The sequence below is a fragment of the Actinomadura sp. NPDC000929 genome (assembly GCF_040492065.1).
GTDB lineage: Bacteria > Actinomycetota > Actinomycetes > Streptosporangiales > Streptosporangiaceae > Spirillospora > Spirillospora verrucosospora.
In genome coordinates this window covers 17927-43141 of the sequence record NZ_JBEUPA010000056.1, presented here as the reverse complement: position 1 = coordinate 43141, position 25215 = coordinate 17927, and the positions used below count along the sequence as shown (strand labels likewise).

Annotated in this window: 25 protein-coding genes; 17 read left to right on the top strand and 8 right to left on the bottom strand. The window is 73.0% G+C overall.

The features are described 5' to 3' along the window. Window positions 1-161: 161 nt before the first annotated feature. The 6 genes from pgeF (at window position 162) to ABWI04_RS20735 (ending at window position 5026) form a co-directional block, all read left to right on the top strand. Window positions 162-890 carry a peptidoglycan editing factor PgeF gene (pgeF, locus tag ABWI04_RS20760; protein ID WP_345175483.1) on the top strand — a complete coding sequence of 243 codons (729 nt, stop codon included), beginning with the start codon at window positions 162-164 and terminating at the stop codon, window positions 888-890. Between the two features lie 59 nt (window positions 891-949). Next, complete coding sequence (locus ABWI04_RS20755) at window positions 950-1645, top strand: YggS family pyridoxal phosphate-dependent enzyme (RefSeq protein ID WP_353833449.1); 696 nt, start codon at window positions 950-952, stop codon at window positions 1643-1645. Between the two features lie 105 nt (window positions 1646-1750). Then, complete coding sequence (locus tag ABWI04_RS20750) at window positions 1751-2287, top strand: cell division protein SepF (RefSeq protein WP_345175482.1); 537 nt, start codon at window positions 1751-1753, stop codon at window positions 2285-2287. A gap of 21 nt (window positions 2288-2308) precedes the next feature. Continuing rightward, window positions 2309-2605 carry a YggT family protein gene (locus ABWI04_RS20745; protein WP_089312594.1) on the top strand — a complete coding sequence of 99 codons (297 nt, stop codon included), beginning with the start codon at window positions 2309-2311 and terminating at the stop codon, window positions 2603-2605. Between the two features lie 57 nt (window positions 2606-2662). Next, on the top strand, window positions 2663-3586 hold the full coding sequence (locus tag ABWI04_RS20740) for a DivIVA domain-containing protein (RefSeq protein ID WP_345175479.1): 924 nt from the start codon (window positions 2663-2665) through the stop codon (window positions 3584-3586). 153 nt (window positions 3587-3739) lie between these two features. After that, window positions 3740-5026 carry a prolipoprotein diacylglyceryl transferase gene (locus ABWI04_RS20735; RefSeq protein WP_353833448.1) on the top strand — a complete coding sequence of 429 codons (1287 nt, stop codon included), beginning with the start codon at window positions 3740-3742 and terminating at the stop codon, window positions 5024-5026. Window positions 5027-5077: 51 nt separating this feature from the next. On the opposite strand, the gene ABWI04_RS20730 is transcribed toward ABWI04_RS20735, so the two are convergent. Both ABWI04_RS20730 and ileS read right to left on the bottom strand, forming a co-directional pair. Further along, window positions 5078-5869, bottom strand: a complete 792-nt coding sequence (locus ABWI04_RS20730) for a DUF1707 SHOCT-like domain-containing protein (protein WP_345175476.1) — start codon at window positions 5867-5869, stop codon at window positions 5078-5080. A 136-nt stretch (window positions 5870-6005) separates the two neighbouring features. Next, entirely contained in the window at window positions 6006-9179 is a 3174-nt protein-coding gene (ileS, locus tag ABWI04_RS20725; protein ID WP_345175474.1) for an isoleucine--tRNA ligase, read from the bottom strand. An 851-nt stretch (window positions 9180-10030) separates the two neighbouring features. Between ileS and ABWI04_RS20720 the strand changes: the two genes are divergently transcribed. From ABWI04_RS20720 to ABWI04_RS20710, 3 genes are read left to right on the top strand one after another with little or no spacing between them, the layout of a single operon-like run. Beyond that, window positions 10031-10444 carry a TraR/DksA family transcriptional regulator gene (locus ABWI04_RS20720; RefSeq protein ID WP_345175625.1) on the top strand — a complete coding sequence of 138 codons (414 nt, stop codon included), beginning with the start codon at window positions 10031-10033 and terminating at the stop codon, window positions 10442-10444. Continuing rightward, on the top strand, window positions 10417-11142 hold the full coding sequence (gene lspA, locus ABWI04_RS20715) for a signal peptidase II (protein WP_353833447.1): 726 nt from the start codon (window positions 10417-10419) through the stop codon (window positions 11140-11142). The genes ABWI04_RS20720 and lspA overlap by 28 nt, the downstream gene beginning before the upstream one ends. Continuing rightward, window positions 11142-12074, top strand: coding sequence for an RluA family pseudouridine synthase (locus ABWI04_RS20710; protein ID WP_345175469.1), 933 nt, complete (start codon window positions 11142-11144; stop codon window positions 12072-12074). Before lspA ends, ABWI04_RS20710 begins: the two co-directional genes overlap by 1 nt. A gap of 19 nt (window positions 12075-12093) precedes the next feature. Here ABWI04_RS20710 and ABWI04_RS20705 read toward each other — a convergent pair whose 3' ends face one another. The 3 genes from ABWI04_RS20705 to ABWI04_RS20695 all read right to left on the bottom strand — a co-directional run bounded on the left by ABWI04_RS20705 (window position 12094) and on the right by ABWI04_RS20695 (window position 13507). After that, entirely contained in the window at window positions 12094-12405 is a 312-nt protein-coding gene (locus ABWI04_RS20705; RefSeq protein WP_345175467.1) for an AzlD domain-containing protein, read from the bottom strand. Beyond that, complete coding sequence (locus tag ABWI04_RS20700; protein WP_345175622.1) at window positions 12402-13049, bottom strand: AzlC family ABC transporter permease; 648 nt, start codon at window positions 13047-13049, stop codon at window positions 12402-12404. The genes ABWI04_RS20705 and ABWI04_RS20700 overlap by 4 nt, the downstream gene beginning before the upstream one ends. Before the next feature lie 95 nt (window positions 13050-13144). Continuing rightward, a complete protein-coding gene (locus ABWI04_RS20695) occupies window positions 13145-13507 on the bottom strand; it encodes a chorismate mutase (protein WP_378189125.1) in 363 nt (120 codons plus the stop codon). A gap of 455 nt (window positions 13508-13962) precedes the next feature. On the opposite strand from ABWI04_RS20695, the gene dnaE reads away from it, so the two are divergent. Then, window positions 13963-17493, top strand: coding sequence for a DNA polymerase III subunit alpha (dnaE, locus tag ABWI04_RS20690; RefSeq protein ID WP_345175465.1), 3531 nt, complete (start codon window positions 13963-13965; stop codon window positions 17491-17493). 368 nt (window positions 17494-17861) lie between these two features. Here dnaE and ABWI04_RS20685 read toward each other — a convergent pair whose 3' ends face one another. After that, window positions 17862-18557 carry a DUF6882 domain-containing protein gene (locus tag ABWI04_RS20685; RefSeq protein WP_345175463.1) on the bottom strand — a complete coding sequence of 232 codons (696 nt, stop codon included), beginning with the start codon at window positions 18555-18557 and terminating at the stop codon, window positions 17862-17864. Window positions 18558-18685: 128 nt separating this feature from the next. On the opposite strand from ABWI04_RS20685, the gene ABWI04_RS20680 reads away from it, so the two are divergent. Beyond that, entirely contained in the window at window positions 18686-19288 is a 603-nt protein-coding gene (locus ABWI04_RS20680; protein ID WP_345175462.1) for a hypothetical protein, read from the top strand. On the opposite strand, the gene ybaK is transcribed toward ABWI04_RS20680, so the two are convergent. Then, a complete protein-coding gene (gene ybaK, locus ABWI04_RS20675) occupies window positions 19172-19669 on the bottom strand; it encodes a Cys-tRNA(Pro) deacylase (RefSeq protein WP_345175460.1) in 498 nt (165 codons plus the stop codon). The genes ABWI04_RS20680 and ybaK overlap by 117 nt on opposite strands. A gap of 22 nt (window positions 19670-19691) precedes the next feature. Then, window positions 19692-20354 (bottom strand): LON peptidase substrate-binding domain-containing protein, encoded by a 663-nt coding sequence (locus ABWI04_RS20670; RefSeq protein WP_345175458.1) that lies wholly within the window; start codon window positions 20352-20354, stop codon window positions 19692-19694. Window positions 20355-20475: 121 nt separating this feature from the next. Here ABWI04_RS20670 and ABWI04_RS20665 point away from each other — a divergent pair, with 121 nt between their 5' ends. From ABWI04_RS20665 to hisH, 6 genes are all read left to right on the top strand, one after another. After that, on the top strand, window positions 20476-21288 hold the full coding sequence (locus tag ABWI04_RS20665; protein WP_345175456.1) for a PhzF family phenazine biosynthesis protein: 813 nt from the start codon (window positions 20476-20478) through the stop codon (window positions 21286-21288). A gap of 80 nt (window positions 21289-21368) precedes the next feature. Further along, window positions 21369-22676: a histidinol dehydrogenase gene (gene hisD / locus ABWI04_RS20660; protein WP_353833446.1), complete on the top strand. Its 1308-nt coding sequence runs from the start codon at window positions 21369-21371 to the stop codon at window positions 22674-22676. After that, entirely contained in the window at window positions 22673-23794 is a 1122-nt protein-coding gene (locus ABWI04_RS20655; RefSeq protein WP_353833445.1) for a histidinol-phosphate transaminase, read from the top strand. Before hisD ends, ABWI04_RS20655 begins: the two co-directional genes overlap by 4 nt. After that, window positions 23791-24384 (top strand): imidazoleglycerol-phosphate dehydratase HisB, encoded by a 594-nt coding sequence (hisB, locus tag ABWI04_RS20650; RefSeq protein WP_345175452.1) that lies wholly within the window; start codon window positions 23791-23793, stop codon window positions 24382-24384. Before ABWI04_RS20655 ends, hisB begins: the two co-directional genes overlap by 4 nt. Window positions 24385-24386: 2 nt before the next feature. Continuing rightward, window positions 24387-24557 carry a CG2302 family histidine operon protein gene (locus ABWI04_RS20645; protein WP_345175450.1) on the top strand — a complete coding sequence of 57 codons (171 nt, stop codon included), beginning with the start codon at window positions 24387-24389 and terminating at the stop codon, window positions 24555-24557. Then, complete coding sequence (gene hisH / locus ABWI04_RS20640; protein WP_378189120.1) at window positions 24554-25189, top strand: imidazole glycerol phosphate synthase subunit HisH; 636 nt, start codon at window positions 24554-24556, stop codon at window positions 25187-25189. The genes ABWI04_RS20645 and hisH overlap by 4 nt, the downstream gene beginning before the upstream one ends. The last annotated feature ends 26 nt before the right edge of the window (window positions 25190-25215 follow it).

Below are 25215 nucleotides of genomic sequence, written 5' to 3'. Positions count from 1 at the left end.
CCCCCCCCCCCCGGGGGCCCCCCCGCGCCCCGCCCGCCCGCCGAGCAGCCCTCCCCCCGCGTGCACGCGGGGGAGAACGACGGCGGCCCCGCCTCCGGGCAGCGCCGCCGTCCCGTCGTGTTCGACGAGGACGACGACCTCGACGTGCCCGACTTCCTGAAGTGATCACCGCCGTCGCCCTGGGCGACGGCGTCGGCGCCGGCTTCACCGGCCGCGCCGGCGGCGTGAGCGGGCCCCCCTACGACTCCCTGAACCTCGGCGGCGCGGTCGGCGACGACCCGGCCGCCGTCCTGGACAACCGGCGGCGCGCCGCCGCCGCGCTCGGCGCCGACCCCGAGCGCACCGTCTTCATGCGGCAGGTGCACGGCGCCGACGTCGCGTTCGCCGCCTCGACCGACCTGCCCGGTCCGGTCGACGCCGTCGTCACGACCGTGCCCGGGCTCGCTCTCGCCGTCCTCGTCGCCGACTGCGCGCCCGTCCTGCTGGCCGACGCGGCCGCCGGGGTCGTCGGCGCCGCCCACTCCGGCCGCCCCGGGACGGCCGCCGGAGTCGTCCCGGCCCTGGTGAAGGCGATGTGCGAGCGGGGCGCCGACCCCGCCCGGATGACCGCGGCCATCGGACCCGCCGCGTGCGGCCGCTGCTACGAGGTCCCCGCGGAGATGCGGGACGAGGTCGCCGCCGTCGTCCCCGCCGCGTACTCCACGACGTCCGCGGGCACCCCGGCCCTCGACATCCGCGCCGGCGTCGCCGAGCAGCTCGCGTCCGCGGGGGTGACCCGCGTGACCGCCGACGGCCGCTGCACGATCGAGGACCCGGGCCTCTACTCCTACCGCCGCGAGGGACGCACCGGCCGTTTCGCCGGATATGTCTGGTTGAAGGAAGGCACGTGACCGACCGGGACCACACCGGCGCCGCCGCGGACGGCCCCGCGGCCGGGCGGCGCGCCGAGATCGCCGAGGGCCTGGCCGCCGTCCGGGCGCGCATCGCCGCCGCGTGCGCGGCCGCCGGCCGGAGCGAGGACGAGATCACGCTGATCGCGGTGACCAAGACGTTCCCCGCGTCCGACGTGCGGCTGCTGGCCGGGCTGGGCGTCACCGAGGTCGGCGAGAACCGCGACCAGGAGGCGCGCCCGAAGGCCGCCGACTGCGCCGACCTACCACTGACCTGGCACTTCGTCGGACGGCTCCAGACCAACAAGGCGCGCGCCGTGGCCGGCTACGCCGACGTCGTGCACTCCGTGGACCGGTCGCGACTGGTCACGGCCCTCGCTGAGGGCGCCGCCCGCGCCGGCCGCACGCTCCGCTGCCTCGTGCAGGTCTCCCTGGACGAGGCGGGGAAGAAGGGCGAGGTGGGGGAGAGGGGCGGGGCCGTGCCCGACGACGTCCCCGGGCTGGCCGACGAGATCGCCGTCGCCCCCGGCCTGGAGCTCGGCGGCGTGATGGCCGTCGCGCCCCTCGGCGCGGACCCGCTGCCCGCCTTCGACCGGCTCGCGGAGACGGCGGCGCGGATGAGGCGGAACCATCCGGACGCGCGGATCGTCAGTGCGGGTATGAGCGGCGATCTGGAGCAGGCGATCGCGTGCGGCGCGACACACCTGCGGATCGGTACGGCGTTGCTCGGCGGCCGACGGGCAATCGTCAGGTAATGTCCCCCCAGTGGTACCTGCCTGAACGCGGGAGGCCACGACTGATCAGTCCAACGGCGGGGCCGGACGCGCCCGGCGCCGAGGCCACAGGACACGGAGGGACGTATGGCCAGCGCGATGCGCAAGATGGCGGTCTACCTCGGCCTTGTGGAGGACGATCGCTACGACGACAAGTACGGCGACTACGACGAGTACGAGGTCTACGACGAGGAGACCGACACCGGGCAGGGACGCCGTCGCGATGACGAATCCGGCGGTCAGCTTACCCGAGCCGAAGAGGCGTCGGACCGCGATCGCGACCATCACTCCACGTCGACCATCGAGCGACGGTCCGTGGCGCTCTACGAGTCCGGTACCACCGACCTCGCGCGTATCACTACGCTGCATCCGAGGACCTACAACGAGGCGAGGACGATCGGGGAGCACTTCCGGGAGGGCACGCCGGTGATCATGAACCTGACCGAGATGGTCGACAGCGACGCCAAGCGCCTGGTCGACTTCGCGGCGGGTCTCGTGTTCGGGCTGCACGGCAGCATCGAGCGTGTTACCAACAAGGTGTTCCTGCTGTCGCCCGTCAACGTCGAGGTGACGGCGGAGGACAAGGCCCGGATGGCGGAACGTGGGTTCTTCAACCAGAGCTGAGAGTCGCATGCGAGAGTGTCCGTGAACATCGTTGGATCCGTCCTGCAGGGCGTTCTGTACCTCTTCCTGCTGTTCCTGATCGGAAGGCTGGTCCTGGAGGTCCTGCAGTCGTTCGCCAGGCAGTGGAAGCCGACCGGAGTGGTGCTCGTGATCGCTGAGGCGACCTACACGGTCACCGATCCGCCGCTGAAACTCCTCAGGCGTTTCATCCCGCCCATCCGGCTGGGTAACGTTGCCCTGGACCTCAGCTTCACGGTCCTCATCCTTGTGGTCTGGGTCTTGATCGTCTTCGTCGGCTCCATATTCGGCGGAGGTTAGGTCGATCGGATACCGTCCTTCGGGGACAGACTCCAAGCGCGCCAAGGAGACGAGAACATGCCGCTGACACCCGCCGACGTGCGGAACAAGCAGTTCAGTACCACCAGGCTGAGGCCGGGGTACGACGAGGAGGAGGTGGACGCCTTCCTCGACGAGGTCGAGGCGGAGCTCGACCGCCTCATCCAGGAGAACGAGGAACTGCGGGCCAAGCTGGCCGAGTGCCTGCGCGGCAAGGTTCCCGCCATGGCCGCTCCCATCGTGGAGCCCAAGCCGGACATCCAGAAGATCCCCGAGCCTCCCCGCCCCGAGCCGCAGCCGCAGCCCGAGCCGGAGCCCGTCCTCGGCGGCCTCGGCATGTCGTCCCCCGCCCCGAGCGGCGAGGACAACATGGACACCGCGGCCCGCGTGCTGGCGCTCGCGCAGCAGACCGCCGACCAGGCGATCGCCGACGCCCGCCGCGAGGCCGACGAGACGCTCGGCCGCGCCCGCCGCGAGGCCGAGGAGATCCTCGGCAAGGCCCGCCGGCAGGCCGACCAGATCGTCAGCGAGGCCCGCTCGCGCGCCGAGGCCCTCGACCGCGACGCCCAGGAGCGGCACCGCCAGGTCATGGGCTCGCTCGTGCAGCAGCGCGAGGAGCTCGAGCGCGAGGTCGACAACCTGCGCGCCTTCGAGCGCGAGTACCGCAGCCGCCTGAAGGTCTATCTGGAGGGCCAGCTGCGCGACCTGGAGGCGGGCAGCACCGAGACCGGCGCGTTCGCCGCCGTCCCGGGCGCGGCCCCCGTGCAGGCGCAGCAGAACACGCCCCAGGCCGGTCCGCAGACGGGCCCGCAGAACGCCCTTCCGCACGCCGAGAACCGCAACGGCGGCGGCGCGCCGGCACCGGGCACGTTCCCCTCGCCCGAGCACGCCCAGCAGGTCCAGCACTCGGCGACGGGCGCTTTCCACTCCGGCGGCGACAACCCGCCGCACGACAGGCGCTGACACGGACGCCTCAGGCGATAGTGTCGTTCCGATCGCCGCGCCGGGGATGGCGCGCCGCCATCCCCGCGGCGCCGGGCGGTCGTGCCCAGGGCCGGCCGCCGGCCCTCTCGCGCGGCCCGGAGCCTAGCGGTCTGAACGAGGGGGAGTGACCCTGTGATCATCCTGAGTGGCGTTCTCGTGGTAGTGGCGATCGCCCTGCTGGTAGCGGGAATCGTCGCGGGCAACGGAGACAGCGCGCAGGTCTTCGGCCTGGACGCCCTGGTGGTGATCTACATCTCGATCGCCGTCAGCATCGTCTCCGCGGTGTGCCTGGCCATCGGGGTGTTCCTGCGGCGCAAGGAGCTGTTCGGCCCGGGAGCGTCGCCGACCCCGGCCCGCCCCAGCAGGAAGGCGCAGAAGGCCAAGAAGGACAAGCGGGCCAAGGGCGGCGAGAGCGCCCCGGCCGCGTCCGCTCCGGCCAAGGACGCGCAGGGCGCCGCGAAGGCCGAGCCTCCGGCCGACCCGGCCGACACCGAGGTCGAGATCCCCGCCCCCGCCGTCGACGTCCCCGACGACGCGCTGGTGTTCGTCGTCCGCGGCCGCAAGCGCTACCACCTCGACACCTGCCGGCAGCTCGCCGGGCGGGACACCGAGGAGCTCACCTACGCCGAGGCCAAGGAAGAGGGGTTCAGCCCCTGCACGGCCTGCATGCCCGACACCGCACTGGCGGCGCGCGCCGTGGCGTCGGCCCCCGCGTCCGCCGACGCGAGCAAGACGGCGGAGACCGCACCCGCCGCCCGCAAGCCCGCCGAGCGATCCGAGAGCGGCCTCGCGGGCCTCGCCAAGCCCGCGCCCACCTCGTTCGACAAGCCCGGCGCCTCTGACAGGCCCGGCGCCCCTGACAAGCTTGGTGCCCCTGACAAGCCCGGCGCGTTCGACACGACGGCCGAGATCCCGCGGGCCGGCGAGCCCGCCGACGACGCGGACCGGAGCGCCGAGGACGCGGGCGCCCCGAAGCGGGGCGCGGCCGTTCCCACCCGCACCGACATGCCCGTCGCGGGCCTCTTCGCGTCCGGCGCCTCCGAGGAGCCCTCCACGGCGCCGGAGACGGCCGATCCCGCCGACGCCGAGACCGATGACCGGCCCGGCGCCGAACCGGGCGCTGCGGCCGAATCCGCGCCGCCGGACGTCACCGTCGACCTCGGCACCGCACCGTTCGGCGGTCCCGACACGGACGACGCCCCGGCGCCGGAGCCCGAGCCGGACGAGGCCGGCGACGACGGCCCGCAGGTCCGCATCCTGAGCGGCACCAAGCGCTACCACCGCGTCGACTGCGCCCTCATCGAGGACATCGGCGACGAGGCCGACGACCTGGAGTCGCTGTCGCGCGCGGAGGCGAAGGCCCGGGGCTGCACGCCCTGCCTGGTCTGCCAGCCCGACCGCGAGCACGCCCGCGACTGACCCGCCCCGCCTCGTTCGCGTGACCCCCGGGCGGCCCGAGCCGTCCGGGGCTCAGCGGCCGTGGTGCCGTTCGTCGCGCAGTTCGCGGAGGCGGTCCCGGCGCGCGTCGCGCCGCTCGCGGTGCAGCCGCCGCATCTCCTCGTGGTGCTCGCGGCGGAGTTCCTGGTGCTCGCGGTGGAGCTGGTGCCGCTCCCGGTGGCGACCGCGCTTCTCGCCCACGGCCTTGCGCTCGACCGAGATGCCGCCGAACAGCAGCATCCCGGTCAGCCGGATGACGGGCGCGTCCGGGTCCACGGTGTCGTCCTCGGGGAGGTCGGTGCCGCCGAAGATCGTGAAGTGGGACCCGACGACCCGCACGCCCGGCGGCACCACGATGTTCACGCCGCCGAACACGCAGGTCACGGAGAGGGTGACCTCGCCCTTGCTGAGGACCGCCTGCCGGAAGTCCAGCTCCACGCCGCCGAAGACGCAGGTGACCGTGGTGGTCGGCTCGACCAGCCAGCGCCCCTTGCGCTCCGCCCCGCTGAACACCGCCACGAGGTGCGGCGACTGCGAGGGCGGCGGCGGGAGCCGGGGCGCCTGCTCCTTGCGCAGGTCGACCCGCGGCCGCGGCGCGTGCTGCGAGGGCAGGTCGCTGAGCACGGGCTCCAGCTCGGCGTAGGTCTTGGCGTTGTAGACGACGTCGATGCGCTCGGCGTGCTCCTCCGGCGTGATGCGCCCCTCGGCCAGGGCCTCGCGCAGGCGGTCGGCGACCTCGTCGCGGTCGGCGTCCGACGCGCGCATGCTCGCGGACGACGGACGCGCGGGCGGTTCGGAACCGGACGGCTGCTCGGGAAGATTCACGGATCCATCATCGCAAACGCGATGTGTCGCGAAGAACCCCATCCCGAAATTTCCCCAACCCCGCGAAGTCCCGCAGGGCCCTCCGCCGCAGCCGGGCCGTACAGCCCGACCGCGGCGGAGGGTCCGTTGAGCTAGGTCACGCCTTGCGGAGGTAGTACGTGAGGCCGAGCTCCTCGTCGCGGGTGGCGGTGAGGCTCTCGGGACGGCCCTCGGACACCGAGGCGGCGAGCACCTCGGCGGCGACCTCGTCGGCGTGGGCGCGCAGCGCCTCGGCGAGGTCGGTGCCGGTGGCCTCCCACCACAGGTCGATGCGGTCGGTCACCTCCAGGCCGGCGGCCTTGCGGCCCTCCTGGACGAGGCGGACGGCCTCCCGCACCAGGCCCGCGCGGCGCAGTTCGGGCGTGACGGTGAGGTCGAGCGCGACCGTCTCGCCGGCGGCGCTCTCCACCGCCCAGCCGCTGCGCGGGCGCTCGGTGACGATCACGTCGTCCGGGCCGAGCGGCACCGCGCCGACGCCGTCGGCCTCGACCTGCGCCGAGCCCGCGCGCAGCGCCTGGACGAGGGCGGCCGGATCGGCGGAGGTGATCGCCTTGGCGACCTTCGGGGTGTCCTTGGCGTACCGCTTGCCCAGCTCGCGGAAGTTGGGCTTGACCTCGTACTCGACCAGGTCGCCGCCGATCGAGGACAGCTCCTCGAAGCCGAGCACGTTCAGCTCCTCGGAGATCTGCGCGCGCAGCTGCCCGGGCAGCGCGGACCAGCCGGGGGCGCCGACGAGGGCGCGGCCGAGGGGCTGGCGGGTCCGGACGCCGCTGGCGGCACGCGCGGACCGGCCGAGCTCGACCAGCCGCCGGACGAGCGCCATCCGCTCGGTCAGCTCCTCGTCGAGGAGGCCCTCGTCGACGGCGGGCCACTCGGCGAGGTGCACCGACTCGGGGCCGTCCTCGGGGCGGATCACGTCCCAGACGTGGTCGGTGATGAACGGGACGATCGGCGCCATCAGCCGGGTGAGGGTCTCCAGGCACTGGTAGAGCGTCGCGAACGCGGCCGAGCCCTCCGGCGTCTCCGGGCCCTCCCAGAAGCGCCGCCGGGAGCGCCGCACGTACCAGTTGGACAGGTCGTCCACGAACTGCGAGAGCCGGCGTCCCGCGCGGGCGGTGTCGAACTCCTCCAGCGCGGCGTCGACCTCGCGGACGGTGCGGTGCAGCTCGGCGAGCGCCCACCGGTCCAGGAGCGGGCGGTCGGCGGGGGCGGGCGCCTCGGCCAGCCGGTCCGGCGTCCACGCGCGCCCCTGCGCCCGCGCCGCGTTGGCGTACAGGACGAAGAAGGACGCGGTGTTCCAGTAGGTGAGCAGGACCTTGCGGACGATCTCCTCGAGGGCGCCGTGCCCGACGCGGCGGGACGCCCACGGCAGCCCGCTCGCGGCCATGAACCAGCGGACCGCGTCGGCGCCGTGCTGGTCCATCAGCGGGATGGGCCGCAGCACGTTGCCGAGGTGCTTGCTCATCTTGCGGCCGTCCTCGGCGAGGATCAGGCCGAGGCACACGACGTTCTCGTAGGACGACCGGTCGAACACCAGCGTCCCGACGGCCATGAGCGAGTAGAACCATCCGCGGGTCTGGTCCTGGGCCTCGCAGATGTACTGGGCCGGGTAGGCGTCCTCGAAGACCTCGTTGTTGCGGTGGGGGGCGCCCCACTGCGCGAACGGCATGGACCCGGAGTCGTACCAGGCGTCGATGACGTCGGGGACGCGGCGCGCCTCCGCCCCGCACCTGGGGCAGGGGAGGGTGACGTCGTCCACGTACGGGCGGTGCGGGTCGAGCGCGGAAAGGTCACTGCCCGCGAGCTCGCCCAGTTCCTTGAGCGACCCGACGCAGGTGATGTGCTCCTCGTCCTCGCCGCAGACCCACAGGGGGAGCGGCGTGCCCCAGTAGCGGCTGCGGGACAGCGACCAGTCGACGTTGTTGCGCAGCCACTCCCCGTACCGGCCGTGCTTGACGGTCTCGGGGTACCAGTTGGTCTTCTCGTTCTCCTCCAGCAGCCGGTCCTTGATCTGCGTGGTGCGGATGTACCAGGCCGGGAGCGCGTAGTACAGCAGCGGCGTGTGGCAGCGCCAGCAGTGGGGGTAGCTGTGGTCGAAGTGCCCGCCGCGGAACAGCAGCCCGCGCGCGCGCAGGTCTTCGGTGAGCGGCTCGTCGGCGTCCTTGAAGAACTTGTTGCCGACCAGGGGCACCTCGCGCAGGAACCGCCCGTCCGGCCCGATCGGGTTCACGATCGGCATGCCGTAGCGCTTGCAGACGGTCATGTCGTCGCCGCCGAACGCGGGGGCCTGGTGGACGAGCCCCGTGCCGTCCTCCACGGTGACGTAGTCACCCAGGACGACGTAGTGCGCGTCGGGGATGTCGACAAGGTCGAACGGCCGCCGGTAGGGGGTCCGCTCGAGCTCGGTGCCCTGGAACGTGGCGAGCCGCTCGGCGCCCTCGCCGAGGACCTGGTCGACCAGGGGCTCGGCCACCACGAGGACCTCGTCGGACCCCTCCGGCCGGGCCGCCACGTACGTGACGTCGGGGTGGACGGCCACGGCGGTGTTCGACACCAGCGTCCAGGGGGTCGTCGTCCAGATCAGCAGCGCGGCGCCCATCTCGGCCAGGGGGCCGGACGTGACGGGCATCCGCACGAACACCGACGGGCTGGACACGGTCTCGTACCCGCCCGGCTGGCCCAGCTCGTGGTCGGACAGGCCCGTCCCGCAGCGCGGGCAGTACGGCGTGATGCGGAAGTCGCGGAACAGCAGGCCCTTGTCGAACACCTGCTTCAGGGACCACCAGACGGCCTCGACGTACTCGGGGTCCATCGTGCGGTAGGCCTGGTCGGTGTTGACCCAGTAGCCCATCCGCTCGGTCATCTCCTCGAAGGCGTCCACGTGGCGCAGGACCGATTCGCGGCAGCGGGCGTTGAACTCCGCGACGCCGTACTCCTCGATGTCCTTCTTGCCGGTGAGGCCGAGCTCCTTCTCCACGGCGACCTCGACGGGCAGGCCGTGGCAGTCCCAGCCGGCCTTGCGCGGGACGTGGTGGCCCTTCATGGTCTTGAAGCGCGGGAAGACGTCCTTGAAGACGCGGGCCTCGACGTGGTGGACCCCGGGCATGCCGTTGGCGGTCGGGGGGCCCTCGTAGAACACCCACGGGGTCCCGGACGCGGTCCGCTCCAGGGACCGCTCGAAGACCTTGTTCTCCTGCCAGCGGCGCAGCATGTCCCGCTCCAGGGCGGGTAGATCGACCTGCGCGGGCAGCGGCCGAAAAGCTCGGCTCACGATGGCGGACCTCCGGATCGACGCGAACACGGTGACCGGAGGGACGAGGCGGCTGCCCCGCGGTACCACCCTCCTTGACCGTGCCCGTGCGGCGCGGTCCGCTTCGTTCCAGTCTGGGCGGCCGGGTCTACTGGGCCCCTCGGCGGGGCGGTTCTTCCGGCGGCTCCGGGGTGATCAGACCGCCGGGCTCGCCCCCGGGCTCGCACCGTCCCCGGGTCGCTCATGGCTGCGTGCGGCGGCAGGTGTCCCCATCAGTGCCTGCCATGCGACTGCTCGTCCCGACTTTAACGCACGCCGGGCCCCGCCTCTTCCCCTTTTCCCTCCCCGGGGACACGGTTCCTTTGCGATCTCGTGCGCGGCGGGGGAGTTTCCATGCGTTCGGCGACCGGGCATAAGCGGTCGGTAACACGGCCCAGGTTGTTTACCGTGCCCGAGAGAGGGGACCAATGCTGCCCGCACTGCCCGTTGAGGCGACCAGCGCGAGGGAGGCCGACATGGCCGGCGCGATGAGGGGCGCGACGCCCGCCGCAAGCAAGAGCCGGGGCACGGCTCGGCCGTCCCAGACCCGGCCGCCCGCCGCGAGGACGGACGCGAGAACGGGTGCGGCGGAGAAAGGCGCAGCAGGAAAAGGCACGGCTGAGAAAGACGCCCCGGGAAAGGGCGCCGCCGGAAAGGGCGGGGCGGGAAAGGACGCGGTCGACGCGGTCGACGCGGTTGACGCGGTCGAGGCGGGCGCCGCCAAGAACCCGGCGAAGGGCACCGCCGTGAAGCCGGGCAAGGCGGCCGGGCGTCGGCCCGGGAAACCGGGCGGGGCCGGGACGGCCGCCAAGACCGGCGGGGCGCCGCCGGACGTGCGTGAGCCTGCCAGGACGGCCGCCGCGGAGCTGCCGGTCCGCGAGGGGGAGCACCAGTGGACGCCGGCGGAGCTGGCGGAGGTGCGGGCGGGCCTGGAGGAGCAGATCGAGGGGCTGCGCAGCGAGATCGCCGCGTCCGCCAGCCAGATCGCCGAGGGCGACGCCAGCGACGGGGCCGGCGACGACCAGGCCGACGCGGGCGCCAAGACCTACGAGCGCGAACACGAGCTCGCGCTGGCCTACAATTCACAGGACCTGCTCGCCCAGATCGAGCGGGCCGTCCAGCGGATGGACGCCGGCACGTACGGGATCTGCGAGTCCTGCGCCAGGCCGATCGGCAAGGCGCGCCTCCAGGCCTTCCCGCGTGCGACCCTGTGTGTGACATGCAAACAACGCGAGGAACGTCGCTGAGCGACTCAACGAACCCAGAGCGGCAGGCCGGGGAGACCGCGGAGTCTCCCCGGCCGCGCCGCGTCGGCGTGCTGGTCGCCGTGGCCCTGGCCGCGCTCGCCGCCGACATCGTGTCCAAGATCATCGTGGTGTCGACGCTGCAGGACCGCGCGCCGGTCCGGCTGCTCGGCGGCCTGCTGACGCTGCGCGAGACCCGCAACAGCGGCGCCGCGTTCTCGATCGGCACCGGCTACACCATCGTGTTCACGCTGATCGCCTGCGGGGTGGTCGTGGCGATCCTGCGGACCGCCCGGAACCTGCGCAGCGCGCCGTGGGCGGTCTGCCTCGGGCTGCTGCTGGGCGGCGCGATCGGCAACCTCATCGACCGGCTGCTGCGGGCCCCGGCCCCGCTGAAGGGCCACGTCGTCGACTGGATCCAGCTGCCGCACTGGCCGGTGTTCAACCTGGCCGACTCCGCGATCGTCTGCGGCGGCGTGCTGGCCGTCCTGCTGGCGGCGCGCGGCCTCCAGGTGGACGGGACGCGCCTCAAGGACGAGGGCCCCGGCGCCGGCGAGACCCCGGACTCGGACGAGGGCCCGGAAGCGGAGACGTCCTCCGGCAGGGGGGAGGCCGCCGCCGAGGGCCGTGCCACCGAGCGCGCGGCCGCAGGCGAGCCCGAGGGAGAGGCCGAGGTTCCGGCCCCCGAGGAGAAGTCGTGATGGGCGACGTGCGGAGCCTCCACGTCCCCGACGGCCTGGAGGGCGAGCGGATCGACGCCGCCCTGGCGCGCCTGTTCGGGCTGTCGCGCGGCAGCGCCGCCGACATCATCGCCGCGGGCGACGTGGCATTGGACGGCGCGCCGGTGGCCACCAAGTCCGAGCGGCTGCACGCCGGCGCGTGGCTGGAGGTCACGCTCCCGCCGCCTCCCGCGCCGCCCGCCCCGGTCGCCGAGCCCGTCCCCGGGATGGGCGTGCTGTTCGAGGACGACGACATCGTCGTGGTGAACAAGCCGGTCGGCGTCGCCGCCCACCCGACCACCGGATGGACGGGCCCGACCGTCCTCGGCGGGCTGCTCGGGGCCGGGCACACGATCGCCACCAGCGGCGCGTCCGAGCGGCAGGGGATCGTGCACCGGCTCGACGCCAACACCACCGGCGCCATGGTCGTGGCGAAGAGCGAGGTCGCCTACTCGCGGCTCAAGCGCGCGTTCAAGGAGCGCCGCATCGACAAGCGCTACCAGGCGCTCGTCCAGGGCCATCCCGACCCCTTCCGCGGGACGGTCGACGCCCCCATCGACCGGCACCCCTCCGGCGACGGCCGGTTCGCGGTCGTCGCGGGCGGGAAGCCGTCCGTCACCCACTACGACACCGTCGAGGCGTTCCGGGCGGCGTCGCTGCTCGACATCGACCTGGAGACGGGCCGCACGCACCAGATCCGCGTCCACATGTCGGCGATCCGGCATCCGTGCGTGGGCGACATGGCCTACGGAGCCGACCCGACCCTGGCGGAGCGCCTCGGCCTCAGGCGGCAGTGGCTGCACGCTGTGCGGCTCGGGTTCGAGCACCCCACCAAGGGCGAGTGGGTGGAGTTCGAGAGCCCCTACCCGGACGACCTGGCCCACGCCCTGGAGATCGTCGCTGCCGAGTCCTGAATGCAGGACAGAGCGCCCCTCAGAGACCGAGGAGGCGCAGCCCCGCCGCGACAGCGGCCGCGACGACCAGCACCACCAGGAACGGCGCGCGCAGCAGGAGCGCGGCGACGGCGGCGCCCAGGCCCGCCAGCCGCGCGGCGTCGAGATCGAGGGCCCGGCCGTCGGCGAGCGCCTGGACGGCGATCAGCGCGGTGAGCAGGGCCACGGGGACCAATTCGGTGAACCGGCGCACCCGGGGGTCGTCCAGCATGCGGCGCGGGGTGAGGAGCCCGCCGAGCTTCAGCGCGTAGCAGCCGAGTCCGGTGGCGATCACCGCGATCCAGACGCTCACGGCGCGGTCCTCCGGCCGAGCAGGGCGGGCAGCGCGGCGACGGCGGCCAGCATGACCGGCACGCCCGGCGGCAGCACCGGCGTCGCCGCCACCGCGATCACCGCCGCCGCGACGGCGACGCGGACCGCGGTCCGCCCGCTCGTGAGCCGGGGCCAGAGCAGGGCGAGGAACGCCGCCGGACCGAGGACGTCCAGGCCCACGGCCTCGGGATCGCCCAGCCGCGCCGCGCCCACCGCGCCCAGCAGCGTGGTGAGGTTCCACGCCAGGTAGAGGGTGATCGCCGTCGTGTAGAACCCGGCGCGGGCCGCGGCCCGGCCGCGCTGGGCGGTCGCCACGGCGGCCGTCTCGTCGATGACGACGTGCGCGGCGGCGAGCCTGCGCCGGCCGCGCACGCCGAGCGTCGCCGCGAGCCGCATCCCGTACAGCGCGTTGCGGCCGCCGAGCAGCACCGCGCCGAGGGTCCCGGCGACGAGCCCGCCGCCCCCGCCGATCACCCCGGCCAGCGCGAACTGGGACGCGCCGGTGAACGCCAGGAGGCTCAGCGCGCACGCCTGCGCGACCGTGAGCCCCGCCGTGACCGCCGCGGCGCCGAACGCCAGGCCGGACACCCCGACGGCGATGCCCACGCTGAGCCCGTGGCGTATGGCTGCGGCCCGCGCGGCCTCGTCCGATTCGCCCGCCTCCGGAGCGGTCTCGTCCGGGACGTCCTCACCGGCCGCCCGCGCGGACCCGGGCGCGCTCATCGGCCGGACTCGGCCGCGTCCAGCCCCGCCTCGATGATCGCGTTCACGATGGGGGCGAGCCGTTCCGGGCCGAGGGAGGGGGCGCGCACCGCCATGGCCTCGACGATCCGCCGCTCGCGCTCGGGGTCGCGGCCGGCGAAGCCGCCGACCGGCTTGAGCCGCTGGACGACGGCGGCGACCGCGGTGCGGTGCTCCAGCAGCGTCGCGAGGGCGGCGTCGAGGCCGTCGATCGCCTCGCGGGCCTCGGCGAGCGTGGTGACGTCGGCGGCCGACGGCAGCGCGACCCGCATCTCGCCGGACGGCTCGCGGACCGGGCACGCCGCGTCCGCGCCGACGTGGTCGATCACCTGGTCGTTCATCTCGGATCCCCTCTCGCGCGGCCCTTCCGGGCGGGGGAGCGGGTGCCCCGGGCCGCGCCTGATCAGCGAAAAGGCTGCTCCAGAAGAAAGGCGGAGTCCACGGGGACTCCGCCTCGGCCGGCTCCGGGGTCGTCGCTAGGTCGCGCGGGCGACCGGCTCACCCGGAGCCGGCCGCGTAAACCTGAGATGGCGACGTTCCACGGGACGATCGTATGCCGTGCCGCCCGGCGGGCCAAACTCCGGACATCCCGTCCCGGGTTCCGAGACGACCGGAAGGGGGCCCCCGGGGATTGGGCGCGTCGGGGCGCGAGTGACCAGGGATGCGGGTTAGGCTCTCAGAGCCGCGTCGTTCCGGCGCCCGCCGGCCCGACGACGTTCCCCCGGTACCGAGCCGCGACCACGTGCCGACCCCGCACGTGGGCGGTCGCATGCGACGAGCAGGAGGCGCAGCACGCATGGCCGACTCTTTCGTTCACCTGCACGTTCACACCGAGTACTCCATGCTCGACGGAGCCGCGCGGTTGAAGCAGATGTTCGAGGAGGTCGGCCGGCAGAAGATGCCGGCGATCGCGATGACCGACCACGGCAACATGCACGGCGCCTACGACTTCCACAAGCAGGCGACCGCGGCCGGCGTGACCCCGATCATCGGCATCGAGGCCTACATGGCGCCGGAGTCCCGCTACCACAAGAAGAAGGTCCAGTGGGGTGAGCCGAGCCAGAAGCGCGACGACGTCTCCGGCGGCGGCCTGATCAACCACATGACGCTGTGGGCGCGGAACAGGGCGGGCCTGCACAACCTGTTCAAGCTCTCCAGCCGCGCCTACACCGAGGGCTTCGTCTTCAAGTACGCGCGCATGGACGAGGAGCTGCTCGCCGAGCACTCCGAGGGCCTCATGGCCACCACCGGCTGCCCGTCCGGCAAGGTCCAGACCCGGCTGCGGCTCGGCCAGTTCGACGAGGCGCTGAAGGCCGCCGCGAACTTCCAGGACATCCTCGGCAAGGAGAACTACTTCCTGGAGCTGATGGACCACGGCCTCGAGATCGAGCGCCGCGTCCGCGACGGCCTCATCGAGATCAGCAAGCGGCTGAACATCCCGCCGGTCGTCACCAACGACTCCCACTACACGCACGAGTCCGAGGCCACCGCCCACGACGCGCTGCTGTGCGTGCAGGTGGGCAAGCAGCTCGCCGACCCCGACCGGTTCCGGTTCGACGGCAGCGGCTACTACCTCAAGACCGCCGAGGAGATGCGCGCCATCGACTCCTCCGACATCTGGGCCGAGGGCTGCAGGAACACCCTGCTGATCGCCGAGCGCGTCGACCCCGCCGGGATGTTCGAGTACCGCGACCTCAGCCCCCGCTTCCCCGTCCCGGAGGGCGAGACCGAGGAGAGCTGGTTCCGCAAGGAGGTCTGGAAGGGCCTGGAGCGCCGCTTCCCCGACGGCCTCCCGGACGGCTACAAGGAGCAGGCCGAGTACGAGATGGGCGTCATCCTCGGCAAGGGGTACCCGTCCTACTTCCTCGTCGTCGCCGACTTCATCATGTGGGCCAAGGAAAACGGCATCCTGGTCGGCCCGGGGCGAGGCAGCGCCGCGGGCTCGCTGATCGCCTACGCGATGGGCATCACCGACCTCGACCCCATCCCGCACGGGCTGATCTTCGAGCGGTTCCTGAACCCCGAGCGCGCGTCCATGCCCGACATCGACATCGACTTCCCTGAAGACCGGCGGGCCGAGGTCATCAAGTACACGACCGAGAAGTGGGGCGCCGACAAGGTCTCCTTCATCGCCACGTTCGGCACCATCAAGGCGAAGGCCGCCATCAAGGACGCGGGCCGCGTCCTCGGCTTCCCGTACGCGCTCGGCGACCGGATCTCCAAGGCGTTCCCGCCCGCCGTCATGGGCAAGGACATCCCGCTGTCGGGCATCTTCGACGACAAGCACCCGCGCTACGGCGAGGCGGGCGAGCTGCGCAAGCTGTACGAGGAAGAGACCGACGTCAAGCAGATCATGGACCTGGCGCAGGGCCTGGAGGGGCTGATCCGCCAGACCGGCGTGCACGCCGCCGGGGTCATCATGTCCGGCGAGACGATCACCGACCACATCCCGATCATGCGCCGGGACGCCGACGGGGCGATCATCACGCAGTTCGACTACCCGACCTGCGAGTCGCTCGGCCTGCTGAAGATGGACTTCCTCGGCCTGCGCAACCTGACGATCATCGACGACGCGCTCCAGGGCATCCGCAAGAACAAGGGCGTCGAGGTCGACCTGCTCGCCCTCCCCCTGGACGACAAGAAGACCTACGAGCTGCTCGCCCGCGGCGACACCCTCGGCGTGTTCCAGTTCGACGGCGGCCCCATGCGCTCCCTGCTCCGGCTGATGAAGCCGGACAACTTCGAGGACATCTCCGCCGTCGGCGCCCTGTACCGGCCCGGCCCCATGGGCGCGAACTCCCACACCAACTACGCGCTGCGCAAGAACGGCGCGCAGGAGATCACCCCGATCCACCCGGAGCTGGAGGAGCCGCTCAGGGAGATCCTCGACACCACCTACGGCCTGATCGTCTACCAGGAGCAGGTCATGGCGATCGCGCAGAAGGTGGCGGGCTACACGCTCGGCAAGGCGGACCTGCTCCGCCGCGTCATGGGCAAGAAGAAGAAGGCCGAGCTGGACGCCCAGTTCGTCGGGTTCGAGCAGGGCATGATCGACAACGGCTTCTCCAAGGAGGCCGTGAAGACGCTGTGGGACATCCTCGTCCCGTTCTCCGACTACGCCTTCAACAAGGCCCACTCCGCCGCGTACGGCCTCGTCTCCTACTGGACGGCCTACCTCAAGGCGAACTACCCGGCCGAGTACATGGCGGGCGTGCTCACCTCCGTCGGCGACGACAAGGACAAGAGCGCCCTGTACCTGTCGGAGTGCCGCCGGATGGGCCTGAAGGTGCTGCCGCCCGACGTCAACACGTCCGAGGCCGACTTCACCCCGCTCGGCGACACCGAGATCCGTTTCGGCCTGTCGGCCGTCCGCAACGTCGGCACCAACGTCGTGGACGGGATCGTCGCGGCCCGCCGCGAGAAGGGCGCCTACACCGACTTCAACGACTTCCTCAACAAGGTCCCGCCGCCGGTGTGCAACAAGCGGGTCGTGGAGTCGCTGATCAAGGCGGGCGCGTTCGACGAGCTCGGCCACCAGCGCAAGGCGCTGCTGATGGTGCACGAGCAGGCCATCGACTCGGTCATCGACATCAAGCGCAAGGAGGCCGTCGGCCAGGACTCCCTCTTCGGCGCCCTGGAGGACGACGGCGGCGAGGACGCGTTCGCCGTCGCGATCCCCGAGGGCGAGGAGTGGGACAAGACGACCCTTCTCGCCTTCGAGCGGGAGATGCTCGGCCTCTACGTGTCGGACCACCCGCTCCTCGGCGTCGAGCACATCCTGGAGCGGGAGGCCGACTGCACGATCGCCGTCCTGAACGGCGGCGAGCGTCCCGACGGCCAGGTGGTCATCGTGGCCGGGCTGCTGTCCGGCCTCCAGCGCAAGGTCACCAAGCAGGGCAACTCCTGGGCCATGTTCCAGCTGGAGGACCTCGGCGGCTCCATCGAGGTGATGTGCTTCCCGTCGTCCTACCAGCTGTGCTCGACCCTCCTCGCCGAGGACGCCATCCTCGTCGTCAAGGGTCGCCTGGACCGCCGCGAGGACGTAGCGAAGATCATCGCGATGGAGGTCGTCCAGCCCGACCTCAGCGTCACCGACGCGACCGGCCCGCTCTCGGTCACGCTGCCGCTGGGCCGCTGCACGCCCCCCACGGTGTCCCGCCTCAAGGAGGTGCTGATCACCCACCCCGGCACCGCCGAGGTGCACCTCCACCTCCAGAACGGCCCCCGCACAACGGTGGTCCGCCTGGACGACCGACTCCGCGTGGCCCCGTCCCCCGCCCTGATGGGCGACCTGAAGCAACTCCTGGGCCCCTCCTGCCTGGGGTGACCCAGGCGTAGCCCCGCCGGCCCGGCGCGCCCCCGGCGGGGCGCGCCGCCAGCCGAGCCCGAGCCCGACCTAGCCGACAGCGGATGACGGCGCACCCAGCGCCACCTGACGGGTCACCCTGGCCGCTCTGGTTGGGGCTGGCGAGGAGACGCAGACCGCAGCCACCACCCGCAGCAACCGCAACCACCACCCCCGACAACCGCAACCGGCACCTCAGCCACCGGGGACCTGAGGAATCGCGATCGCGTCCGAAGGCAGTTTCGAGCGAAGCAAGAAACTGATCGCGCAGCGAGCCGCCAGGCGAGTCGAAGCGATGCAGCGATCGCACCGCGGTTTCTTAGGGTTTCGGGCCCCCAAGGCCCGAAACCCTAAGAAACCGCAATAAGCTCAGCTCTCCAGTCGACGAAGCGGCCGAGGCCGTCGAAGTGGGCGCGGGCGGTGCCGCCGCCGGGGAGGGCGACTTCGGTGAGGACGTCGCTCTGCCGGTAGGGGACGCGGTGGTGCGACAGGAACCCGGCGAGGGTGAGGCGCGGCTCGTGGGGGAAGAGGCTGGCTGCGTTGGCCAGCAGGCGGGGGAGGGGGACGGGGTCCCACTGGGCGGGCGGTGCCTGGGGGTCGTCGACGTGCAGGTAGGCGGAGCCGCCGTCGTAGCCGGCGCCGATGTATCCGGCGCCGCCGAGGACGCCGCCGGCGGCCATCGCGATCAGTTCGCCGCCGTGGCCGGCGGGGCCCTCGTACCAGGACAGGTCGACCTCGGGGGTGGTGAACTCGGTGATGCCGAGCCGTTCGCCGAGGGTCCGGATGACCAGCGTGGGGGCGACGGCGGGGTGCGCGTCGCCGAACTGGGGGTTGGCCCAGCCCCACAGCCAGGTGCGCTCGCGGGCGGCGTAGCTGCCGAGCAGCGAGACGCGGACCGTGACGCCGCCGCTGGTGTAGGTGCGGGCGGTCAGGTCGGCGCTCCAGTCCTCGCGCGGCAGGAACTCGGCGAGCGTCTCCTGCTGCTGCAGGACGACGGCCGCCAGCGCGGCGCCGAGGCGTTCGAACGCGGGGCTGAATCCGGACATGTCGGGCACATTATCCCAGTAATCGGGGCCGTCGTGGGCGAGAATCGGACACCCTTCGAGAGTCGATCGGTTGACCTGGGCAGGCTAGGCTTTCGCTGTCGGACGACTTGCAACTAGGAGCGTACGAGGTGCGGCGACCCACCGGGAGGCTCTTGGCGATCTGGGCGGTCACCAGCGCCGTCGTCACGCTGCTGGGGCCGCTCGCCGGCCTGCTGTGGGCGGCGGTGGTCCCGAAGGTGACGTACGTGGTCGTGCAGGGTGAGGCCCTTCTGGCCGACCCGGAAGGCCAGGGCCCGATCGGTATCGACGTCCGCTTCGCTCTGATCGCGCTCGTCGCCGGAGCCGTGTGCGGCGCCGGCGCCTACCTGGCGGGCGGGCGCGGCAACGACTCCGCGCTGCTGCTCGGGCTGGCCGTGGGCGGCGCCGCGGCGGCCGTCCTCGCCTGGCAGACCGGCCACCTGGTCGGGCTCGGGCACTTCGAGGACGTGGTCCGGCACGGCCGCGACGGCACCACCGTCACCGGCGTCGCCGACCTGCGCGCCAAGGGCGTGCTGGTGTTCTGGGCGCTGCCGGCGGTCGCCGCCTACGGGCTGCTGGAGCTGGTCGTGCGGCGGCTACCCGCGGGCGATGGCGTCGACGAGGGCGCCGGTGAGGCGGACGAGGTCGGCGGGGACGAGCTCGATCTGGAGTCCGCGCCGGCCGGCCGAGACGTAGACGGTCGCGAGCCCTGACACCGACGCGTCGATCACGGTCGGCAGCCGCCTGCGCTGCCCGAGCGGGCTGATCCCGCCGACGACGTACCCGGTGGCGCGCTCGGCGTCGCGGGGGTCGGCCATCCGCGCCTTCTTGCCGCCGGCCGCCGCCGCGAGCGCCTTCAGGTCGAGGGTGGACGACACCGGGACGACGCCGACGGTGAGGTTCCCGTCGACCTCGGCCAGCAGCGTCTTGAAGAGCCGGTCGTGCGGGACGCCGAGGGCGTCCGCGGCGGCCTCCCCGTAGGACTCGGCGTTCGGGTCCGCCTCGTAGGCGTGCAGCGTGAAGTCGACGCCGGCCTTCGCCGCGGCGATCGTCGCGGGGGTGCCCTTGCCGCCCTTGGCCTTGGCAGTGCTCATGGGAGAAGTCTGCCGCGCCCGCTCAGTTCGGCGTGAACGACCCGTCAAGGAACTGCCCGGCGGGGATCATCGGGAGCACGTCCAGGATGCGGTTCTCCCTGGCCAGCAGCTCGGCCTCCGCCGCCAGGCGCAGCGTCGCGTCCTCGTGCTCCAGCAGCCGCTGCTTCTCGTGCCCGTCCAGGACGAGCGCCGCCGCGACCGCGTACGACAGCGCGACGGGGTCGTCCGCCTGCTCGATCTCCTCTGGCGGTCCGGCGCCGGCCGCGCCGAGGCGCCGACGGTAGAGCCGGAACAGCCGCCGGACGCGCGCCGCGGCGGGACCCGGATCGGCGCCGGGCTCCTCGGGCAGGAACTCGACCTCGCCCCGCAGGTAGGGCCTGGACCGATCCAGCTCCTTCAGCCGGAACCGCCGGGCGCCGACGGCGACGATGTCGTACCGCCCGTCGGGGTGCGGCGTCACCTCGCGCAGCTCGGCGACGCAGCCGACCTCGGCGAGGCGGTGCGCCGCGCCCTCGCCGACCTCGTGGCCGAGCTCGATGCCGACGACGCCGAACGCGCGCGGCTCGGGCTGTTCGAGGAGGTCGCCGACCAGCCGGCGGTAGCGGTCCTCGAACAGGTGCAGGGGGAGCACCAGGCCGGGGAACAGCACGGTGCCCAGGGGGAACAGGGCGAGCCGTTCGGTCACATCTTCTCTCCCGCGTTCCTGGGCGCAACCGGAAACGCCCGTGCCGCCAGGGTACGTCGCAAATGATGATCTTGGTAAGGGGAGATTTTTCACGGCGTGAAGCGGGTGTAGCGTCGGCGCCATGAGGATGCTCGTCGTCGACGCCTTCACCGGCCGCGCGTTCGCCGGCAACCCCGCCGGAGTGTGCCTGCTCACGGGCGCCGCCGACGCCGGGTGGATGCAGCGCGTCGCCGCGGAGATGAGGCATTCCGAGACGGCGTTCGTCCGGCCGGTTCAGGACGGGGACGCCGACTTCGAGCTGAGGTGGTTCACCCCGAAGACGGAGGTCGCCCTCTGCGGGCACGCCACCCTCGGTTCCGCCCACGCCCTCTACGAGACGGGCACGGCCGCGGCGGGCGAACCGATCAGGTTCCGTACGCTGAAAAGCGGCGTCCTCACCGTCACCCCAGAGGAGGACGGCGCGCTGGCGATGGACTTCCCGGTGATGCGCGCCGACCCCGTCGAGGCGCCCGAAGGGCTCGCGGAGGCGCTCGGCGCCAAGGTGCTGCACACCGGCCGCAACGCCCAGAACGACCTGCTCGCCGAGGTCCCGGACGAGGACTGCGTGCGGGGCCTCGCCCCGGACGTCCGGGCGCTCGCCGGGATCGACGCCCGCGGTGTGATCGTCACGGCGGCCGCCGGCCCCGGCCGGGAGCACGACTTCGTGTCCCGCTTCTTCGCTCCGCGGGTCCTGCCCGGCGACGCCGAGGACCCGGTGACGGGCTCCGCCCACTGCGCCCTCGCGCCCTACTGGGCCGAGCGCCTCGGCCGCGACGCCCTGACCGGCTACCAGGCGTCGCCGCGCGGCGGGCACGTCCGCGTGGCCCTGCACGGCGACCGGGTGACCCTGGCCGGGCGGGCCGTCACCGTCCTGGACGGCGCCCTCCGGGTCTGACCCGCCGGGCCGCGGCGACACGACGTCTCGGGACGTGAGACGGTGCGCGAGGGACGGAGGGCACTCCGTAGACTGGACGGGTGATTTCCCGTATCGACCTGCGCGGCTCGCTTCCGGGCGACCTGCGCACCGTGCTGCCCCGCGCCGAACTCGACGTCGAGGCCGCCCTGGACAAGGTGCGGCCCATCTGCGAGGACGTGCGCCATCGGGGCTCGGCGGCGGTACGGGAGCACACCAGCCGGTTCGACGGGGTCGAGCTGGAGCGCGTCCGGGTCCCGGTCGAGGCCGTGCACCGGGCGCTCACCGGCCTCGACCCGGCCGTCCGGGACGCGCTGGAGGAGAGCATCCGCCGCGCCCGGGCCGTGCACCGCGCGCAGCGCCGCACCGACGTGACCACGCAGGTCGTGCCCGGCGGCACCGTCACCGAGCGGTGGGTCCCGGTCGGGCGCGTGGGCCTGTACGTGCCGGGCGGCCGCGCCGTCTACCCGTCCAGCGTGGTCATGAACGTCGTCCCCGCGCAGGAGGCGGGCGTCGGCTCCCTCGCCGTCACCTCGCCCGCGCAGAAGGACTTCGGCGGGCTGCCGCACCCCTCGATCCTGGCCGCGTGCGCGCTGCTCGGGGTCGACGAGGTGTACGCCGCGGGCGGCGCCCAGGCGATCGCGATGTTCGCCTACGGCACCGAGGAGTGCCCCCGCGCCGACCTGGTCACCGGGCCCGGCAACGTCTACGTCGCCGCGGCCAAGCGGCTGCTCAAGGGCGTGATCGGCATCGACGCCGAGGCCGGCCCGACGGAGATCGCGATCCTCGCCGACGACACCGCCGACCCGGTGGAGGTCGCCGCCGACCTGATCAGCCAGGCCGAGCACGACACGCTCGCCGCCGCCGTCCTGGTCACCGACTCGGTGCGGCTCGCCGACGAGGTCGAGGCCGAGCTGAAGGCGCAGGTCGCCCGCACCCGCCACGTCGAGCGGATCACCGAGGCGCTGGCCGGGCGGCAGTCCGGCATCGTCCTGGTCGACGGCGTCGAGGACGGCCTGAAGGTCGTGGACGCCTACGCCGCCGAGCACCTGGAGATCCAGACCGCCGACGCCGCCGCGGTCGCCGCGCGCGTCCGCAACGCCGGCGCCGTCTTCGTGGGCCGGTACGCGCCGGTGTCGCTCGGCGACTACCTGGCGGGCTCGAACCACGTCCTGCCCACCGGCGGGTGCGCCTGCCACTCCTCCGGGCTGTCGGTCCAGTCGTTCCTGCGCGGCGTGCACGTCGTCGAGTACGACCGCGACGCCCTCGCCGACGCCACCGCGCGCGTCGTCGCGCTCGCCGAGGCGGAGGACCTGCCCGCCCACGGCGCCGCGCTCCAGGCCCGCTTCGACTGGGAGACCCCTTCGTGACCTCGCTCAACGACCTGCCGCTGCGGGACGACCTGCGCGGCCGCGAGCCCTACGGCGCGCCCCAGATGGACGTCCCGTACGCGCTGAACACCAACGAGAACCCCTACCCGCCGTCCGAGCGGCTCGTGAAGGCCCTCGGCGAGGCCGTCATGGACGTCGCCGGGTCGTTGAACCGCTACCCCGACCGGGACGCGGTCGCGCTCCGCGAGGACCTCGCCGCGTTCCTGAACACCGACACGCCCGGCGCGGGCCTCACCGCGGCCCGGGTGTGGGCCGCGAACGGCTCCAACGAGATCATCCAGCAGATCCTGCAGGCGTTCGGCGGGACGGGCCGCACCGCGCTCGGCTTCGAGCCGTCCTACTCGATGCACCCGATCATCACGGGGGTGTCCGGGACCCGCTGGGTGAACGCCTTCCGCGACGAGGACTTCGGCCTCGAACCCGAGCGCGCCGTCGCGGCCGTCGAGGAGCACCGGCCCGACGTCGTGTTCCTGACCTCGCCCAACAACCCGACCGGCACGGCGCTGCCCCTCGACGCGATCGAGGCCGTCCTGGCGGCCGCGCCCGGGATGGTCGTCGTCGACGAGGCCTACGCCGAGTTCCGCCGCGCGGGCACCCCGTCCGCGCTGACGCTGCTGGACGGCCACCCGCGGCTGATCGTCACCCGGACGATGTCCAAGGCGTTCGCGATGGCCGGGGCCCGGCTCGGCTACCTGGCCGCCGGCCAGGCCGTGATCGACGCGCTGCTGCTCGTCCGGCTGCCCTACCACCTGTCGGCCGTCACCCAGGCCGTGGCGCGCACCGCCCTCGCCCACGGCGAGGAGCTGCTCGGCGGCGTCGACGCCCTGCGCCGCGAGCGCGACGACCTCGTGGCGTGGCTGCGCGGCGAAGGGCTCCGGGTCGCCGACTCCGACGCCAACTTCGTCCTGTTCGGGACGTTCCCCGACCGCCGCCGCGTCTGGGAGGACCTGCTGGAGAGCGGCGTGCTGATCCGGGAGGTGGGCCCGCCCGAGTGGCTGCGGGTCAGCGTCGGCGCCCCGGAGGAGATGGCCGCCTTCCGCACCGCGCTCCGCCGGGCGCGGGGAGCCGGCACCGAGAACAACGAGGAGAGTCTGTGACGCGCAAGGGACGAGTCGAGCGCGGGACCGGGGAGACCCAGGTCCTCGTCGAGATCGACCTCGACGGCACCGGGCAGGTCGACGTCGCGACCGGCGTGGGGTTCTTCGACCACATGCTGGCGCAGCTCGGCAAGCACGGGTCGTTCGACCTGACCGTCAAGACCACCGGCGACCTGCACATCGACAGCCACCACACCATCGAGGACACCGCGATCGCGCTCGGCGCGGCGTTCCGCGAGGCCCTCGGCGACAAGGCCGGCATCCGCCGCTTCGCCGACGCCTCCATCCCGCTCGACGAGGCGCTCGCCCAGGTCACCGTGGACGTCTCCGGGCGCCCCTACCTGGTGCACGTGGAGCCGGACGGCATGGCGCCAATGATCGGCCCCGAGTACGACACCACGATGACCCGGCACATCTTCGAATCGTTCGTGTCGAACGCGCGGGTCGCGCTGCACGTCCACGTCCCCTATGGACGCAACGCCCACCACATCGTCGAGGCGCAGTTCAAGGCCCTCGCCCGGGCGCTGCGCGACGCCGTGGCGTTCGACCCGAAGGTGCACGGCATCCCCTCCACCAAGGGGGCCCTGTAGCCGTGGAGATCGGTGGCCTGCACCTCACCTACGGCACGGTGGCGATCTTCGCGGTCGCGGTGTTCCTGCTGGCGGGCGTGTACAGCTTCGTCAAGCAGGGCCTCAAGATCGCCGCGGTGCTCCTGCTGGTGCTCGCCGGGATGGCGGTCGCCGGGGGAGTGATGTGGTCGTGAAGAAGATCGTCATCCTCGACTACGGCTCGGGGAACCTGCGCTCGGCCGAGCGCGCCGTGGCGCGCGCCGGCGCGGAGGTGACCGTGACCGCCGACCGGGACGCCGCGCTCGCCGCCGACGGCCTGGTCGTCCCCGGCGTCGGCGCGTTCGCCGCCTGCATGGCGGGCCTGCGCTCGGTGCAGGGCGACCAGATCATCGGCCGCCGGCTGGCGGGCGGCCGCCCCGTCCTCGGCATCTGCGTCGGCATGCAGATCCTGTTCTCCAAGGGCATCGAGCACGGCGTCACCACCCAGGGCTGCGACGAGTGGCCGGGCACGGTCGACCGCCTGAACGCCCCGGTCGTCCCCCACATGGGCTGGAACACCGTGGAGGCCCCCGAGGGCTCCGCGCTCTTCGAGGGCCTGCGCGGCGAGCGCTTCTACTTCGTCCACTCCTACGCCGCGCGCAGCTGGGACCTGGAGTCCGACCCGACCGGCACCATCCCGGCGCCGCTGGTCACCTGGTCCGAGCACGGCGACCGCTTCGTCGCCGCGGTGGAGAACGGCCCCCTGTGCGCCACCCAGTTCCACCCGGAGAAGTCCGGCGACGCCGGCGCCCAGCTCCTGCGCAACTGGCTCGCCACCCTGGCCTAGGCACTCGTTCCATCTGCATCGATAGG